General features: G+C 50.8%; 12 protein-coding genes. 10 read left to right on the top strand and 2 right to left on the bottom strand.

Annotated features, from left to right (window positions below; genetic code table 11):
- Positions 1 to 1,042 precede the first annotated feature (1,042 nt).
- The 7 genes from K2G43_RS06575 (at position 1,043) to K2G43_RS06545 (ending at position 11,231) form a co-directional block, all read left to right on the top strand.
- Positions 1,043 to 1,930: a helix-turn-helix domain-containing protein gene (locus K2G43_RS06575; protein WP_297645225.1), complete on the top strand. Its 888-nt coding sequence runs from the start codon at positions 1,043 to 1,045 to the stop codon at positions 1,928 to 1,930.
- Positions 1,931 to 2,007: 77 nt separating this feature from the next.
- Positions 2,008 to 3,291: an acetylxylan esterase gene (locus K2G43_RS06570; RefSeq protein WP_297645222.1), complete on the top strand. Its 1,284-nt coding sequence runs from the start codon at positions 2,008 to 2,010 to the stop codon at positions 3,289 to 3,291.
- Positions 3,292 to 3,346: 55 nt separating this feature from the next.
- Complete coding sequence (locus K2G43_RS06565; RefSeq protein ID WP_300153649.1) at positions 3,347 to 4,636, top strand: beta-mannosidase; 1,290 nt, start codon at positions 3,347 to 3,349, stop codon at positions 4,634 to 4,636.
- 320 nt (positions 4,637 to 4,956) lie between these two features.
- On the top strand, positions 4,957 to 8,202 hold the full coding sequence (locus tag K2G43_RS06560; protein WP_297644675.1) for a TonB-dependent receptor: 3,246 nt from the start codon (positions 4,957 to 4,959) through the stop codon (positions 8,200 to 8,202).
- A gap of 16 nt (positions 8,203 to 8,218) precedes the next feature.
- Positions 8,219 to 10,006, top strand: coding sequence for a RagB/SusD family nutrient uptake outer membrane protein (locus tag K2G43_RS06555; protein ID WP_297644676.1), 1,788 nt, complete (start codon positions 8,219 to 8,221; stop codon positions 10,004 to 10,006).
- Positions 10,007 to 10,045: 39 nt separating this feature from the next.
- Positions 10,046 to 10,882, top strand: coding sequence for a hypothetical protein (locus tag K2G43_RS06550; RefSeq protein ID WP_297644678.1), 837 nt, complete (start codon positions 10,046 to 10,048; stop codon positions 10,880 to 10,882).
- Between the two features lie 67 nt (positions 10,883 to 10,949).
- Positions 10,950 to 11,231, top strand: coding sequence for a hypothetical protein (locus K2G43_RS06545; RefSeq protein ID WP_300153646.1), 282 nt, complete (start codon positions 10,950 to 10,952; stop codon positions 11,229 to 11,231).
- Positions 11,232 to 11,539: 308 nt separating this feature from the next.
- On the opposite strand, the gene K2G43_RS06540 is transcribed toward K2G43_RS06545, so the two are convergent.
- Together K2G43_RS06540 and K2G43_RS06535 are read right to left on the bottom strand one after the other, a co-directional pair.
- Entirely contained in the window at positions 11,540 to 12,457 is a 918-nt protein-coding gene (locus tag K2G43_RS06540) for a hypothetical protein (protein ID WP_300153644.1), read from the bottom strand.
- A 158-nt stretch (positions 12,458 to 12,615) separates the two neighbouring features.
- The gene (locus K2G43_RS06535) at positions 12,616 to 13,254 is read right to left on the bottom strand and encodes an HU family DNA-binding protein (protein ID WP_297644500.1); all 639 of its coding nucleotides are present in this window, start codon (positions 13,252 to 13,254) and stop codon (positions 12,616 to 12,618) included.
- A 507-nt stretch (positions 13,255 to 13,761) separates the two neighbouring features.
- Here K2G43_RS06535 and K2G43_RS06530 point away from each other — a divergent pair.
- From K2G43_RS06530 to K2G43_RS06520, 3 genes are read left to right on the top strand one after another with little or no spacing between them, the layout of a single operon-like run.
- Positions 13,762 to 14,883: a Rid family hydrolase gene (locus K2G43_RS06530; protein WP_297644502.1), complete on the top strand. Its 1,122-nt coding sequence runs from the start codon at positions 13,762 to 13,764 to the stop codon at positions 14,881 to 14,883.
- Between the two features lie 6 nt (positions 14,884 to 14,889).
- Positions 14,890 to 15,510 (top strand): DUF4369 domain-containing protein, encoded by a 621-nt coding sequence (locus tag K2G43_RS06525; RefSeq protein WP_297644504.1) that lies wholly within the window; start codon positions 14,890 to 14,892, stop codon positions 15,508 to 15,510.
- Positions 15,482 to 16,942, top strand: a complete 1,461-nt coding sequence (locus K2G43_RS06520; protein WP_297644506.1) for a DUF6057 family protein — start codon at positions 15,482 to 15,484, stop codon at positions 16,940 to 16,942. Before K2G43_RS06525 ends, K2G43_RS06520 begins: the two co-directional genes overlap by 29 nt.
- Positions 16,943 to 16,950: the final 8 nt, after the last annotated feature.

Below are 16,950 nucleotides of genomic sequence, written 5' to 3'. Positions count from 1 at the left end.
TAACGCGGAAACCGATTTGGGGGATGAAAATAGCGAAAAAAGGGGCGGATTCAGGGTCTATCAGCGCATCATGCCGCCGTTCTGAGCGGAAATCGTCATCTGCATACGGAGGATTTATCTGCAAATCGGGTCAGACACCGCCCTTACAGCCACCAGAAATTGGAAAAACGGGAGCCGACTGCCGGCTGATAACGGCTCTGAAAGGAAACAATAATCAGAAATGTTTACATGCTAAAATCCTCCTCCCGGAATTCAGCCCAACCCGTCACTTTCGGGATGCCTCTTGTCCGGCCCTTACCCGCTCCGTACTTCCTTCGGTGTTTCTTCGGACGTTCTTCGGACATTCTTCGGTCCTAGGGAGTGGAGTTTGTCCGAAGAACGTCCGAAGCCGAATAGGCCCTGGTAGGGGTGGGATAAGATGCAAACAGGAAGAACCGCGGAGGAAGGAGGAAAAGGCAGTTTTCTGCCGGGACGTGGCGGATGCAAAAAGAAGGAGGAAAAATAATTTACATTCAGTAAGAATGGAATGCCGACCGCCCTGCCGCTCTCACGTCCGTTGGCAATTTACAACCCGGATATTGAATCAACTACATTCTTTTCCTCAAGTTTCGCCAGTGCCCGATGCACTGCCGCGGATCCATTTAAAACCAACGTTTTTTTCTGATAAAGAATCGGACGATAAAGCGGATTATTTAGCAGGTAAAAAGAAAGCCGCGTAAGCCTTCGATGAGAGAGCCATGATTCTTTCATCGAAAGGAGTTGGAGGAGTCAAAAGGAGTTATCAGCCGGCAAGTCGGCTTAGGAGTGAAAGCCGATACTTCGACAATTGCATCCTGCACAAAAGTATCGACTTTAACTCCTTTAACTCCCGCAAATGAAAAAGCCGTATGAAAGGGCTTTTCATAAGACATACGCCGCTTTAAACTCAAAATCAGGGATAAAATCATTGATATATATCAAATGGCCCCCCAATAAAAAACAATTTGTACCATTGAATAAAGCGGGAGATGACTATTTTTGCAACGTTTAATCAACAACATCTATGGAAAACCAAAACTACATCATGCGGGAAATCACTCCCCTGTCCGAACGCGATTGCTTCTATATAGCCGACCGCCGGAAAACAGAATTCACCTACCCCATCCATTGTCATGCGGAGTATGAACTGAACTTTACGGAGCATGCCTCCGGAGTGCGTCGCGTGGTAGGTGATTCTGCCGAAATCATCGGTGATTATGACTTGGTGCTGATCACCGGTAAAGAGCTGGAGCATGTATGGGAACAACACGAATGCACCTCTAAAGATATACGGGAAATCACCATCCAGTTCTCTCCGGATATGTTTTTGGGGAATGTGCTACATAAAAACCAGTTCGACAGCATCCGCAAGATGCTGGAACGGGCTCAATGCGGATTATCGTTCCCGATGCAGGCCATCATGAAAGTATATAACTGGCTGGACAAGCTGGCTTCCGAAGAACAAGGTTTTTATGCGGTGATGGATTTCCTCCGAATCTTGTACGAACTCTCTCTGTATTCCGACGCCAAAGTGCTCTCCAGTTCCTCTTTCGCCAAAATGGAGACCTTTTCGGACAGCCGCCGCGTACAGAAAGTACAGCGATACATCGCCGCCCATTATCAGGAAGAGATTCATTTGGCCGATCTTGCCGATATGGTGGGGATGACACCCGTCTCTTTCAGCCGTTTTTTCCGTTTGCGCACGGGCAAGACGCTTTCCGACTATCTGATAGACATCCGCTTGGGGTTTGCCACCCGCCTGCTGGTCGATTCCACCCGCACCATCGCAGAAATCTGCTACAATTGCGGTTTCAACAATTTGTCTAACTTCAACCGGATGTTCAAACGGAAGAAAGGCTGTTCGCCCAAAGAGTTTCGCGAGAACTATCGGAAGAAGAAAATAGTGATATAAGAATGTGATAAAATAGTATCGGTTCCATCTTCTGAAAGAGCCTATTTTTGCAACCGAAAAACTTAAAAACCAATATCATGAAACGATTATCCTCTTTATGCATCTGTCTGCTGTGCGCATTCGCCACAATGGCGCAGATACGCGGCAACGAAATCCGCGTGGTCGTTTCACCCGACCGCAACGACTGGGTGTATGGCCTGAATGAAAAGTGTACGTTTACCATCCGGGTGGTGAAAGCGCAAAATCTGTTGCCCGATGTGAAGATAGACTATGAACTGGGACCGGAGATGTACCCTACTGAAACAAAGAAAGGAGTGGTGCTGAAAGACGGTACCCTGAAACTGCAAGGCACCCTGAAAACCGCCGGTTTCTTGCGCTGCAAGGTCAAGGCGCACGTGAATGGGCAGACGTATGAAGGCCTCGCTACATCGGCATACGCTCCCGAACAGCTACGTGCCGCCTCGGAATTTCCCGCCGACTTCCGAGAGTATTGGGCCAAGACGCTGGAAGAGGCACGCAAGACACCGTTGAACCCGGTGATGACCCTGCTGCCCGAACGCTGCACGGAGACGGACAACGTCTATCACGTCAGTTTCCAGACCAAGGCTTGGGGAGGGCGTTTCTACGGCATCCTCAGCATCCCCAAGAAAGAAGGCACATACCCCGCTCTGCTCCGGGTACCGGGTGCTGGCGTACGCCCCTATTCAGGAGATACCTATACGGCACCGGGAAAGGTGATTACGCTGGAAGTGGGCATACACGGCATTCCCGTAACGATGCAACAATCGGTTTACGACGCGTTGGCAAGCGGTGCGCTGAACAATTACTGGACGTTCGGCCGCGACAACCGGGACGCCTCCTACTATAACCGCGTAATTGTAGGTGCTCTGCGTGCCGTGGATTTCATCTGCTCGCTGCCGCAATACAACGGGAAGGCGCTGGGCGTCACCGGTTCCAGTCAGGGCGGTGCGCTGTCCGTGATTACAGCTGCACTCGATTCGCGTGTCACTTTCCTGGCGGCGGTCCATCCCGCTTTATGCGACCACGAGGCATTCTTCAAGAAACGTGCTTGCGGCTGGCCCCACTACTTCTATTATAACGGCACCCCCGATGAGAAGGAGCTCCGGACGATACGCTACTACGACACGGCAAACTTCGCCCTCCTGCTGCGCGTGCCCGGCTGGTTCAGTTGGGGCTATAACGACGAAGTATGCCCTCCCACCTCCATGTATGCCGCCTATAACGGAATCACCGCCCCGAAAGAGTTGCATCTCTATCTGGAGACCGGGCACTACTGGTATCAGGAGCAATGGGACGAATGGCAGGAGTGGATAAGGAAACGGCTGTTTAATGAAGAATAGGTTGTTTCAGGAGTTAACTCCCGAACAAATTCTGAAACTATTAATTAAGAAGAACATGAAGAAACTTTTTCCTTTACTTGCGATACTTTTACCCCTTTTGGGAGCATGTACCACGAAGCCTGTAGAACATTCGTTCGTCACGGTCAACGCCGACGGGCAGTTCGTTCGTGACGGGAAACCTTATTATTTTGTAGGTGCCAACTTCTGGTACGGCGCCATCCTTGGTTCCGAAGGCGAGGGAGGCGACAGAAAACGGCTGCATCGGGAATTGGATTTCCTGAAGAGCATCGGCGTCAACAACCTCCGTGTGCTGGTGGGTGCCGATGGCAAAAACGGGGTGAAAACACGGGTAGAACCCTCCTTGCAGACAGCACCCGGCGTTTACAACGATACGATTTTGGACGGTTTAGACTATTTCATGAACGAGCTGCGCAAGCGCGACATGACGGCTGTGCTCTATCTGAACAACTCATGGGAATGGAGCGGCGGCTATTCGGTCTATCTGCAATGGTCGGGACATGGCGATGCCGTGGTGCCTGCCGTGGACGGATGGCCCGCATATATGGAGTATGTCAAGCAGTTCCCGCAATCAGACAGCGCACAGGCATTGTTTGCCAATCATGTCAACTATATCGTTTCACGCACCAATAGGTATAATCAGCTAAAATATGTGGATGACCCCACCCTCATGTCTTGGCAGATTGGTAACGAGCCTCGCGCCTTCGCCGATGAGAACAAAGCCCCCTTTGCCCGCTGGATGTCGGATGTCGCCGCGCAAATCAAATCGATAGACCCGAACCATCTGGTCTCTTCCGGCAGCGAAGGCTCTTGGGGATGCGAAAACGACATGGCCCTCTACGAACAGATTCATGCCGACCCCAACATCGGTTACCTGAACATCCACATCTGGCCCTACAACTGGGGATGGGTGAAGGCGGACAGCCTGACCGAACTCCTGCCGCATGCCAAAGAAAATACCCGGAAATACATCGACGCCCATACGGCAGTGGCACGGAAATACCGCAAGCCGATTGTACTTGAAGAGTTCGGCTTCCCACGCGACGGTCTCCGCTTCTGCAAAGAGGCACCGACCACGGCACGCGACGAGTACTACCGCTATGTGTTCGACCTCATTCGCCAAGACCGCGAAAGCGGAGGTCCCTTTGCCGGATGCAACTTCTGGGCATGGGGCGGCTTTGCCGAACTGAACTCCGGACACGTGTTTTGGGAAAGAGGTGACGACTATACGGGCGACCCGGCACAAGAAGAGCAGGGCTTGAACTCCGTATTTGCCACCGACAGCACGATTGAAATCATCCGGACCGAAAACCAAAAACTGAAATAACCGGGTAACGAAAGCCGAATACAAAGATTTGGAATATCAAAGAGTATTGCCCTTTGATAAAATAGTATTATACAAGATAGTGAAAAAGGTTTATTTTTGCCAATGCTAATTAAAGATTGATAAAACAGATAACAGATAGTTTAACCATTAATGAAGAAAATGATGCCTATGAGAAAGGATTAGAGCCCCATGTTGTGTAACCAACCATTTACAGATAAGGTTGAAGGTTCTTCCAATGACGAATAGTTTAACCTTATATAAAAAACGGTGTTTGCCGTCCAGGCAAAGGCCAATCATTATTAACTAAGAAAAATACAAGTATGAATTTAAATTTCAGAAAAACAGCGCTGCTTGTGGGTATCTGCTCAGCCGTAAGCCTGACCTATACTCCGCAACTTTTCGCCGCATCGGTCGATGCAGTTGATGCTGTGCAGCAAGCAAAGAAGATTACAGGTATTGTAACAGATGCTCTGGGACCGGTTATCGGTGCCAATGTATTGGAAAAAGGAACCACAAACGGTGTCATCACCGACATTGACGGCAACTTTACGCTGGATGTTCAGCCGGGAGCCACCATCGTGATTTCTTTCATCGGCTATCAGCCGCAGGAGATTGTGGTAGGCGACCAGACAAAATTCAATGTCCAACTAAAGGAAGACACCGAGATGCTGGACGAAGTCGTTGTAGTGGGTTACGGCGTACAGAAGAAGAAACTGGTAACGGGCGCCACGGTCGAAGTGAAAGGCGAAGACATCGCGAAGCTGAATACCACGCAGGCACTGGGCGCTTTGCAGAGCCAATCGCCGGGTGTGAACATCCAGGCGGTTTCCGGACAGCCGGGTGACGGATTTAAGGTCACTATTCGTGGTGCAGGCACCAACGGTGATACGAAGCCTCTTTACATTATCGACGGTGTGAGCGGTGACATCAACAACCTGAACCCTGCCGACATCGAGCGTATCGACGTATTGAAAGACGCTGCCTCTTGTGCCATCTACGGTTCGGCAGCTGCCAACGGTGTGATTCTGGTGACTACAAAGCAGGGCAAGGAAGGCAAAATTCAGGTCAGCTACGATGGAAACATCGGTTGGTCGAATGTGTATAAGATGCCGGATTTGCTGACTGCCAAGCAATACATGGAAGTACAGGACATGGTGCGTTTCAACAGTGGTGTTGAACCTCACGACTGGTCACGCTTCATCGATGCAGATTTGTTGGCCGCTTATAGAGACGGTTCCAATGAAGGAAGCAATTATATGGAAGCTTTGCGCAACAAGAATGCAGTGACTACCAACCACGCATTGAATATCACCAGCGGTACAGACCGCACGAAGTTCTCTACCGGTCTTGGTTATCAATACCAGGATGGTGTGTTCGGCAACATGGTGAAGTCAGACTTCCGCCGTTTTACGGTGCGCATGAACTCCGAACATGTGCTCTACCGCAACAACACAGGTCTTGACGTTGTGAAAGTGGGCGAAAACCTCTATTTCCAACACAAACAGAACCAAGGTCTTGACAATGGCAACCAATACGGCAATATGTTGTCGAATATGTTGCGTGCCAATCCGTTGGTTCCTATCTATAATAAGGATGGTGAATACTTCGGCTATGACGATTTGAAAAACTCGGGTACGGAAGGTTGGTTCAATTACAACTCCTACACCACCAACCCCATCGCCTCCATGATGAATAGTCAGAGTGCCAACAACAAGAGCACCAACTTCGGTTTCAACCTCAGCGGATGGCTGGAAATTCAGCCCATTAAGAATTTAATCTATCGCGGTCAGGTGAACTACAACCAGAGTTCTTGGTCATGGCGCGCCTATCTACCGGTTTACAAATTGAATGATCAGGGCGATAGCCGGGCTATAGACCAGACAACCAACCAGACCGGATTGGGTTGGGGATGGAGCACCACGAATACACTTAGCTATAAATTCAATATCGCCAAACATGATTTCGATGTATTGGTAGGTACCGAATATGGTGAATCTCGTCCGAATTATGGATTTGATCTGACGGCAATAGCCACGAATTCCGTATTCGGCGACTTGAAACATGCCTATATGTCCTTTGTAAAGAACAACACCGGAGCTGCTACGGTTTCGGGAAAGCCCTATGGCGATAGCCGCGGAATGTCCTACTTCGGCCGTTTGAATTATAACTTCAACGAAACCTATATGTTCTCCGCCATTATCCGTGCCGACGGTTCGTCCGTATTCGCTCCGGGCAAGCGTTGGGGCTACTTCCCCTCCTTCTCTGCAGGTTGGGTGGTTTCCAACGAGAAGTTCATGGAAAGCACGCAGAATTGGATGGAATTCTTGAAAATCCGCGCCGGCTGGGGACAGAACGGTAACAAAAATGCGGTGGATGCCTTCGCTTATCAGGCTACTTTCGCTTACGACGCATTCAGTAACTATTCGTTCGGCAACAACAAGGACGGTTACACTTCCGGCGCTTCTCCCGCCCGTTTGGCAAATGAGGAGATTACGTGGGAAACTTCCGAACAGACCAATATCGGTCTTGACGCACGCTTCTTGCGCGGTCGTCTGGGACTTACTTTCGATTGGTACGAAAAGAAGACGAAAGATCTGCTACTGAAAGTACCTGTCACTCCTACCACAGGTTTCTCCGAGCAGTTGAAGAATGCCGGTACGGTTCGCAACCGCGGTATAGAACTTGCGTTGAACTGGAACGACCGGGTCGGCAAAGACTTTACGTATGGCGTAAACTGGAACATCGCTTATAACCAGAACGAGGTGACCGAAGTAAACAGTACCCGCAAATACAACAATGGTGGCAACGACCTCCTCTCTCAGGGTACCGGCTATATGGCCCGTTTTGAAGAAGGACACCCCATCGGCTACTTTTGGGGATACAAGACTGCCGGAGTCATCCAAAACCAGGAAGACCTGAACGCATACATTTCTACACTGAAGGACGGTAGCGCCGCCAACTCCCTGCAAGGAAGCACCCTGAAACCGGGTGACCTGAAGTTTGTGGACGTGAACGGTGACGGCATCATCAACGCCGATGATAAAACAGATTTGGGTAATCCGCATCCCGACGTGACGATGGGCCTCAGCCTGAACTTCGGTTATAAAGGATTCGACCTGTCCATGACCGGCTTCGCTGCTCTGGGTCAGCAGGTGGCACGTTCTTACCGCAAGTTCACCGACGGTGAACAAGAGAATTACACCACTGAGGTATATAACTACTGGCATGGCGAAGGTACTTCCAACAAATATCCGTTGATTTCCCGTATGAACGTAGGCGTGAACTGGCAGGCAATCTCCGACATCTATGTAGAGAACGCCGACTATTTCCGTCTGCAAAACCTGACCATCGGCTACGATGTCAAGAGAATCTGGAAGAACTGTCCGTTCCAGCAACTGCGCGTCTATGCGGCTGCACAGAACCTCTTTACTATCACTGGCTACAAGGGTATGGATCCGGAGAACGGTCGTGCCATCAATGGCGACGAACCTTGGGTAACAGGTGTCGATGTAGGTAACTATCCTACGCCGCGTACCTATATGTTGGGTGTTAATGTTAAATTCTAAAAAAAAGATTACACGTATGAAAAAGATAACCTATTTAGTAGCTTCCGCATGCATTGCAATGGGCGTAGTATCCTGCGACATCAACAATGTGGAAAATATGGGTGAGCTTTCCACTGGAAACTTCCCCGTGTCCGAGGCGGACGGTGTTGCGGCGCTTGCCGGTATTTATGAGGGCCTGAATGCCACACACGCCTATCCTCAAGAATCATTCCTTTACTATGCGCAGTTGGCGAGTGACGATGCTCTGGGTGGCGGCGGTACCAACGACAAGCTGATGCAGGCGATGGACTTGATTACCAACTACAACGCCGATATGACCAATAACTTCTGGATATTGCGCTACCAAGCCATCAACCGTGCCAATACGCTGATTAGCGCATTGCCCAACACGGCGATGAACGAAGACAGCAAGGCTAAGTTCCTGGGTGAGGCGCTCTTTCTCCGTGCCTACTACCACTTTGATTTGGCGAGCATGTATGGCAATGTACCTTTAATGACCATCCCTTCCGGTGAGCTGGTTACGCAAGGGGAAATATCCACGCTCTACGGACAAATGTTACAGGACTTGCGTGACGCAGTAGAGATGATGCCCGCTGTCCGCAACACCGATGGTCATGTGGACAAATATACCGCCGAAGCGTTGCTGGCGCGTATCTTCCTGTTCTATACAGGGATGTACGGCAATGGCGAGTCGTTGGCAGACCTGACCAGCACCACCTACAACCCGATGTCTTCCGTCGCTTTGCCCGATGGTACCACGCTGACCAAAGAGAACGTGATTGCCTACGTGGACGACTGCGTGAACAACTCCGGTTATAGTTTGGTGCCCGACTTCCGTAACCTGTGGGCTTATACCAACCGCTACACGGTAGAAGACTATGACTATACCAAAGAACAGAACCTGAAATGGGTGGAAGATGACAATGCCGTCAATCCGGAATCCATGTTCGCCATCAAATTCAACAAGTTAGCTTCCTGGTCAACCACCATCGGTTATGCCAACGGCATCGCCTTGCACATGGGGGTGCGCGGTGGTCAGGATTACGGGAACACCTTCCCCTTCGGACAAGGTTGGGGAGCCGGTCCGGTGGCGCCCAATTTGGTGGATGACTGGAGACGTGCCGACCGCGACGGTAAGGATGCCCGCCTTGAAGCGACCATTCAGGATTGGACAACCAAGCCTTCTTACACATACGGCGGATGGGCTGACTTTGTGCAGGAGACGGACTACTATGCCAAAAAGTGGTCGCCTGTTACTTGTGTGAACGATGGTTCGCAGGAGGAATACATCAAAGTCAGTGAAAATCCCTATGTATGTTGCTTTGAGAATCTGATGTATGGTGCTTCCGGCTGGGATCAAGGTTCCAATAACATGCAGTTGAATAATATCCACGACTTGGTACTTATCCGCTTCGCCGATGTCTTGTTGATGCAAAGTGAGTTGAAGGGTGATGTTGCCGGCATCAACCGGGTACGCCAGCGTGCAGGATTGGAACCGATTGCCGCCTATTCGCTGGAAGCCTTGCAGAACGAGCGCCGCTGGGAGTTAGCGCTTGAGGGTATCCGTTGGAACGATATCCGCCGTTGGCACATTGCCGCCGCGGCATTGGAACGCCAGACCAATCAGCCCGTTTACTATTGCGGCATTGCCGGAAAAAACACGCCGCACAACGGAGGATACGCCGCCCGTTACAACGCTACGGCAGGTTTCCAGAAGATGCCCGAAAGCCAAGTCGCCATTGGCAGCGTCGTACAGAACGAAGGATGGGCGGGTGCCGAGAGTGAATACAATGGTTGGGAATGACGCCGACCGGATGTTTAATTTTAACAAGCAATATAGAGTATGAAAAAGATATTATTTGCAGCTCCGTTGCTGGCTTTGCTTTTCACGGCTTGCGACCCGGCAGTGGACGAAGTGGAGAGAGGCGCCAACGTGACAACCGAGGAGCTGACCGATGGGTTTACCATCACCGCCAAGAGTGAAGGAAACAACAACTTGACCTTCCATGTCAATCCTGTCCGTTACGTGAAGGTGTATGATGCAAGCACAGACGCTTGTGTAGCGATGGGCACGGCTCCCACTTGCCAGATTGTACCGCCTGCCCGCAGCATCGACTTCTATATCACTACAATAAATCAGGACGGTACCATTACAAAGTCCGGAACGAAAAACGTCAATGTAAGTGGATTTACCGACCTGCCTGCAATCTTCAACGATATATTCGGTGATGGCCAAGGAGGATTTACTACCACCACTTGGACATGGGATGATACACTGTCTCGTTACTGGGGTAACGCCGGCTGGGGAAGCGATACGGGTCCCGGTTGGTGGGGTGCTCCCGACCAAGCTGATATTAATGAACAGGCCGCCAGAAAAGGTATGCCGGACGATGGTATCGGTGCTTGGTTTTCACTCAATCTGAGTGGTGTCAATACCAGTCGTGGTGAGACAGGAACCGTAACAGTCACTACCGACCAAGCTGTAGCCGGTTGGGGAGTCGGTACGATGACTTTCAACGGTACGGTACCTCTGTTGGGCGTATTGCCTAATGATGGCAACCAACGTTGTTACACTTATCAGATCATCAAGGCTGATGGAGACCATCTTGTATTGGCGGCTCCTTCCTCTAACGGTTGGGAAGGTTGGTTCCTTTGCTATAAGAAGATTCCTAATAAGTAAGAGATGTCTTTTGAATAAAATAACACAGGGGGATATTATGCTATATCCCCCAATAAATTCAATGCAAATGAAAAATATATTTCTAATTATTTCTTTTATTTTGTTTGCGTTAACCGCAAATGCAAATAATGAGCAAGTAACTAAGGTCTCTGGACCTTATCCGATGTCATATAACTGTTCTACTCCAGAAGGACATGCAAAGGTAGTAATAACTTCGACACCGGAATTCACGGGTGGTTCTATTACTTTTTCAAATCAGGATACTGGCGAAAGTGTTATGCTGCACGGAAGTGTTACATATATGAGCATATGGTACTATTTTATACCAAGTGGAACAATATATAGCTGATGGCTATTCTGCGGTTGCAAATGGTAATCCTGTAAGCGTAGGTTCGACAGTGACATTTTATGAAGGTGGTCATGTCGGATTTACAGTTATTGATGCTCCTGAAAAATAATCTCTATCTGTAGAATATATAAAAAGATATTCAATTCAAAACAGTTGTCGTTCCCCCGGCATTTAGCCGCCCGTAACATCGACAGCTTGTGCAGGCAAGCGTCACATCGTACAATTGTTTAATGATTAAGGCAGAAAAGGCGAGTCGTAAGATTCGCCTTTTCTGCCTTATTGTCTTTGCCTGCAAATATGCAGAAGCATTAAAGGATAACTCCTGTCAGGGCTTTTATCTGCTCATCAGATAGCCCCGCCTCCTTTAGAGCCTTTGCGGAAGCAAGCAAGGCTGTACTTTGTGCTTCAATCTGCGCGTCCTTCGCTTCAATCTGCGCATCCTGTTCGGCTATTTTTTTGTCACGCATCATGATAGCTGTATCACGGTTCTCTATAGCAGAGAAATATTCGTCTTCTACATTCATATCTTGTCTTAGTTTTGCATTGGAAGCGGCTGACAGAAGGCGGTGAAGGATATATTCCATTTCGACATCGCCGCTATACTTGTCCTCATCTATGTTGAGAACTTGGGCATTGCCGCAGGCCTTCTTCGTCTGGTCGAATATGCTTAATATCTCCTCCAGCCGGTTGCCCACATAACCGTGCAGCAAAGGAATCTGTACAATGATGCTGTCGTGGACCAAGCTCTCCACAAAGGGGTCGGGAATGCCTTTGGTCACCTCCTCCCCGTCGTAATCGTATGCCTTGTGGCGCACATAAACCACGGGCTCTTCGATGTCCCCCACACGGTGCCCCAGCAGGTAAACCGTCACCATCGGTATGCCGTGCTCCGCTTGGCTTCCGTCCTTCAGCATATTGTCAGGGTCGGCGTATTGGGTGCCGAGGTATTGGCGGAAGCGGAGCGTTTCGGTCTCCACCCAAGTCTTTTGCAATTCAATCAATATGAGTTTCAGGCTGCCGTCATCTTGCCTGACCTTGGCACCGAAATCGATGCGGAACATGGAAATCTTGTTCCGGCTGCTGTTGGCGTATTCGTGCTTGCGCATTTCCAGTTCCACAACCTCACGCTTCAAGAGTGCGGACAGGATGGTACGCGCCACGCGGCTGTCTTCCATGAGGTATTTGAACACAGCGTCGTATATCGGATTTGCAATGCTAATAATCATATCTTCAATGTTTTTGGTTTATTGACACACAAATATAGGATAATTATTCTGTCAAGACAAGAGACAGGCAGGTAATTTTATTTTCACCTTTCGCCTCCTTCACCCTCCTACCCTCTGTTCATCGGCATTTCCGGTGAAACCGCGTTGTCTTTCTGCCTTCACCGCCCCACAACCGCGTCGCACGACATTCCGTAGTATCCCGGCATAGGACGGTAGATGGGCTGCGTGCGCTTCCCCACGTTTTTCAGTTTGCCTTCTTGCTGCAGCCGTTTCAAGTGGATGTTCGCCGTGGTGCGTGCCATGCCGCACAGCTCTTGGAAGTCGCTGCGAATCAGCACGTCGTGTTTGGCGAAATACGCTTCCAGCACCCTGTCTATCTCCACTTCCGACAATTGCCGGGAGCAGCGGGTATATTTGCTGCGGACGGCGCTGACACCCGTCATCGCTTGTTTCAGCTTGATGTCGGGTCGGAAACTGATGCTTTTCAAACGGATTTTCAGATGTTTGTTCGGAGTGCTGCGGGTCACCTTCTGCGTGGCTTCCAGGGTGGGGACAAAGTAACCCAATCCCTCGATGTGCACCTCGTGTCCGTCGCGCAACTCTTCCCCGCAGATTTTCGTCAGGCAGTCTATCGCGTTCATCACATCGCCCACCGTGAGCGAGCTGCGGGCATGTACTCGTGCATACAGTTGTTTCATGCTCACCTTCCCGTTGAGCAGCGGACGGGGATGGAGTCCCCTCTCTTCCGGATCGCCTTCCGCGCCCGGATTCTCGTACCAGTCATATACAATGGCCATAATTCAGATGTTTTGTTGTTTTATGGGGGAGAAAGGAGTGAGCGGAAGTTATTCGGAAGTAAGCAGGAGTTAGAAGCCGATAATCCTGCTTGCACAAGGCGGGGCATCGACCGATAACTTCCGACACCTCCTTCCAACTTCCGATACCCCCTTTCTCCTATATAACTCCTTTCTTCGCTTGAATACCGTTCTTTATAAGTGAACCACCCGGGTCGTTCGGCTGAACAACTCCGGTCGTTCGATTGAACAACCCGGGTTGGCCGATTGAACGACCCGGGTGGTTCACTTGCAAAGAACAGCACAAAGATACGTAAAGGTAAGCACAAAAACAATGAGCTTGCTCTAATAGTTTTTGCCGAACCGCATTCTGTCTTCGCTATACAAAGACTGGAAAGGCTAAAGCTAAAGTTTTTTCGGCAAGAGACGGACAAAAGTGAGGGCTTTTTCTACTTTCTGTCAGAGAAATGTCTTATCTTTGGCGTGTAGAAACAATCTCTTATCAACAATATGAAATACACTTCCTACTCTTATCCTTCCGGCAGGGCCGAAGTCGCCGAATTTGCCGTAGAAGGCGGAGTGACCGAATATCACCTGATGATACATGCCACCGACCCGAAGCAAAGCTATATGGAGCAGGTGGATGCCGTGCTGGATGCTTATGCCGCTGTGGTGAGGGACAGACTTCCCGAGGCCGTGGCCGTCTTCAAAAGATTCTTCTTGAGTGATGCCGCCAATCAGGCGGAACCGTTGCTTGCCACAGTGGCGGAAACTTCCGATTGCGCCTTGTCGGTGGTGGAGCAGCCGCCGCTGGATGGCACCAAAATCGCTTTGTGGGCCCATCTGCAAACCCATGTGCAGACCAAGGCGTTGCCAAACGGGCTGTATGAGGTGCGGCGCGGCGCCTACCGGCAGCTCTGGATGGGGGGCAGCTTCAACCGTGCCGCCAATTCGGAATACCAGATGCGCCTGTTGCTCAACGACTATGCCATGCAACTGATGGAAGAGGGATGCGCCCTGGCAGACAACTGCCTGCGCACCTGGATATTCGTGCAGAACGTAGATTGCAATTATGCCGGAGTGGTGAAGGCGCGCAATGAAATGTTCGTCACCCAGAACCTGACGGAAAAGACACACTACATAGCCAGTACCGGCATCGGCGGGCGGCATGCCGACCCCAAGGCGCTGGTGATGCTGGATGCCTTTGCCATGGAGGGGCTGAAGCCCGGACAGGTGAAATACCTCTATGCCCGTACCCACCTGAATCCCACCTACGAATATGGAGTCAGCTTCGAACGGGGCACGGCGGTGGATTACGACGGCCGCCGGCTGGTACTCATTTCCGGCACGGCAAGCATCAACAACCGTGGAGAAGTGGTATATGCCGGAGACATCCGCCGGCAGACGGAACGGATGTGGGAGAACGTGGAAGCCCTGCTGAAGGAGGCGGATTGCGGTTTTGAAGATGTGGGGCATATCATTGTCTATCTGCGCGATATGGCAGACTATGCCGTGGTGAAAGAGATGTTCGACATGCGCTTCCCCGATACGCCGAGAGTCATCACATTGGCTCCCGTCTGCCGCCCGGGTTGGCTGGTGGAGATGGAATGTATGGCAGTGAAGAAAATTTAAAGTGGCATGGGAGTAAAGAAGCTTTTCCTGCTTTTCTGCGTGAGTTGCCTTTTGTGGGCGGGATGCGGAAATAGCGAACGGAACTATCAGATTGAGGGGACATTGCCGTCCGTGCAATACGATGGTGAGTGGATATACCTTGTTCCGATGGAGAATGCTCCGGGACGGGTGGACTCTGTGAAAATAGCCAACGCTTCTTTTTCCTTCTCCGGAAAAGGAGAGGAAATGAAGGTGCTGCGCCTGCGCCATCAGTTGCGTATCCGCATTCAGGAACTGCTGGTGGTGACGGAGCCGGGCACCATCTACGTAAAGGCTGATTCCATCGGGTCGGTGACGGGCACTGCGCAGAACGATGCCCTGCAAGCGTGGAAAGAAGACCGTGAAAAGAGGCAGGCGGACTACCGCCAGATATGGGAAGCGCAGAAAACTGCAGTCGGAAAGGATTCCGTTCGACTGCTACGGAAGCGCGATACGCTGAGACTGCAAGAGCAAGAGAGAAATTTCGCCTTTTTGACGGCGCAAGGAAACAATACGTTGGGAGTGTTTATGCAGAAGATATTGCGCGGCACCCTGACGGAAGAACAAAAGAAAGAGTTGGATGAAAGCTCGCAAAAGGAAATACATTGAGTGGGGAGTAGCGGGAGCCGGCGCTTTGTCGCTGTTCCTCTTTTTCTTTCGGATGCTGCCTTACCATCTGTTCCATAGAGAGCAGACACAACTTTTTGTGTTTGCCGCCGAACCGCTGACCGAATACCTGCGGCATCCGGCGGCATTGGCACGCTTGACGGGAGATTTTCTCACCCAATTCTTTTATTACGAAGGAGGCGGTCCGGCAGTGATGACAATCGTGCTGTTGCTTTGGGGAACCGTCGTATTCCGCTTGCTGCTTCCTTACATCGGACGGTGGGCATGGCTTCCCGCGATATTGGCGGTGGCTTGGGAAACCGGAAGACAATGCGGGTTGAGCCATCCGCTGTCCGGCACCATTGCACTGACGGGCATTGGAGGCGTTTTATGGCTGTGCCGTTGCTGCTTGCGACGTTCGATGCGATGGGGAGTGCCGTTGAGCGCCTTCCTATTGGCGGCCGGTTATTGGCTGTTCGGTTGCGGAAACCGATCGTCCCGATGGTTCGATACCCCCGATTGGCAGCGTGAATACTTCTTGGCGCTGGATTCGGAAATGTACTTCGGCCGTTCGGAAAAGGTGCGGAAGCTATTGGCGGAGGACAAATATCCATCTCCGTTCACCGCCTACTATTACAATCTGCTGAACGCGCAACAAGGACAACTTCCCGAACTGCTGACAGGACACTATCAACCGGCTTCCGACGGATTGTTCTTGCCCGTGGCTCCCACCTCCACTCCTCTCGCCATCTATGCGGCCAATGAAGTCTGGTTCGCATTGGGAGACATGACAATGGCAGAACATGCCGCTCTCTTAGGTATGATTTTCTCTCCGCGCCACACCGGCGCAAGAGCTGTCAGGCGGTTAGCGGAAATCAACCTGGTGAACGGCGACGAAGCGGCGGCGATGAAGTACCTCCGCCTGCTGCAAAAGACGATGTGCTACCGCGATTGGGCGGAACGCCGTATGCCCGGCAGGCAGACTGCCGAAGTGAAACGGTGGCTGGAACGAAAACGACAACTGATACCTGCCGAAGATGCGTTGCGCACTGCCGGCAACATTCCTCTCTCGCTTCGTCATCTGCTACGCGGCAACCCCCAAAACAGGCAGGCGTATGACTATTTGCTGTGCTTCGACCTGTTGAATAAAGACATACAGGCTTTTGCCGAAGACTACCGGGAGTTTTCCACGGAAAAGATTCCATGCAGGCTGTATGCCGAAGGATTGCTTGTCTATCTTGCGGGAAGCAAGGCTTCGCCGGAGGAGGTGAGGAAATGGAACATTCCGCCCCAAGTGCTGGAAGAATTCGGTGACTATACCCGAATCTACGAAGCGAATGGAGGGAACGGCACCGCTTTGCAGGCTAAATATGAAAATACATACTGGTTTTATTTCCATTATGCGGCGAAGAGGCAGGCGACGGGCCGTAAGTGATAAACGTT

The sequence above is a fragment of the Bacteroides sp. genome (assembly GCF_029057325.1).
Taxonomy (GTDB): domain Bacteria; phylum Bacteroidota; class Bacteroidia; order Bacteroidales; family Bacteroidaceae; genus Bacteroides.
The sequence above is the reverse complement of the archived record's forward strand: the minus strand, read 5'-3'. Positions and strand labels throughout refer to the sequence as shown.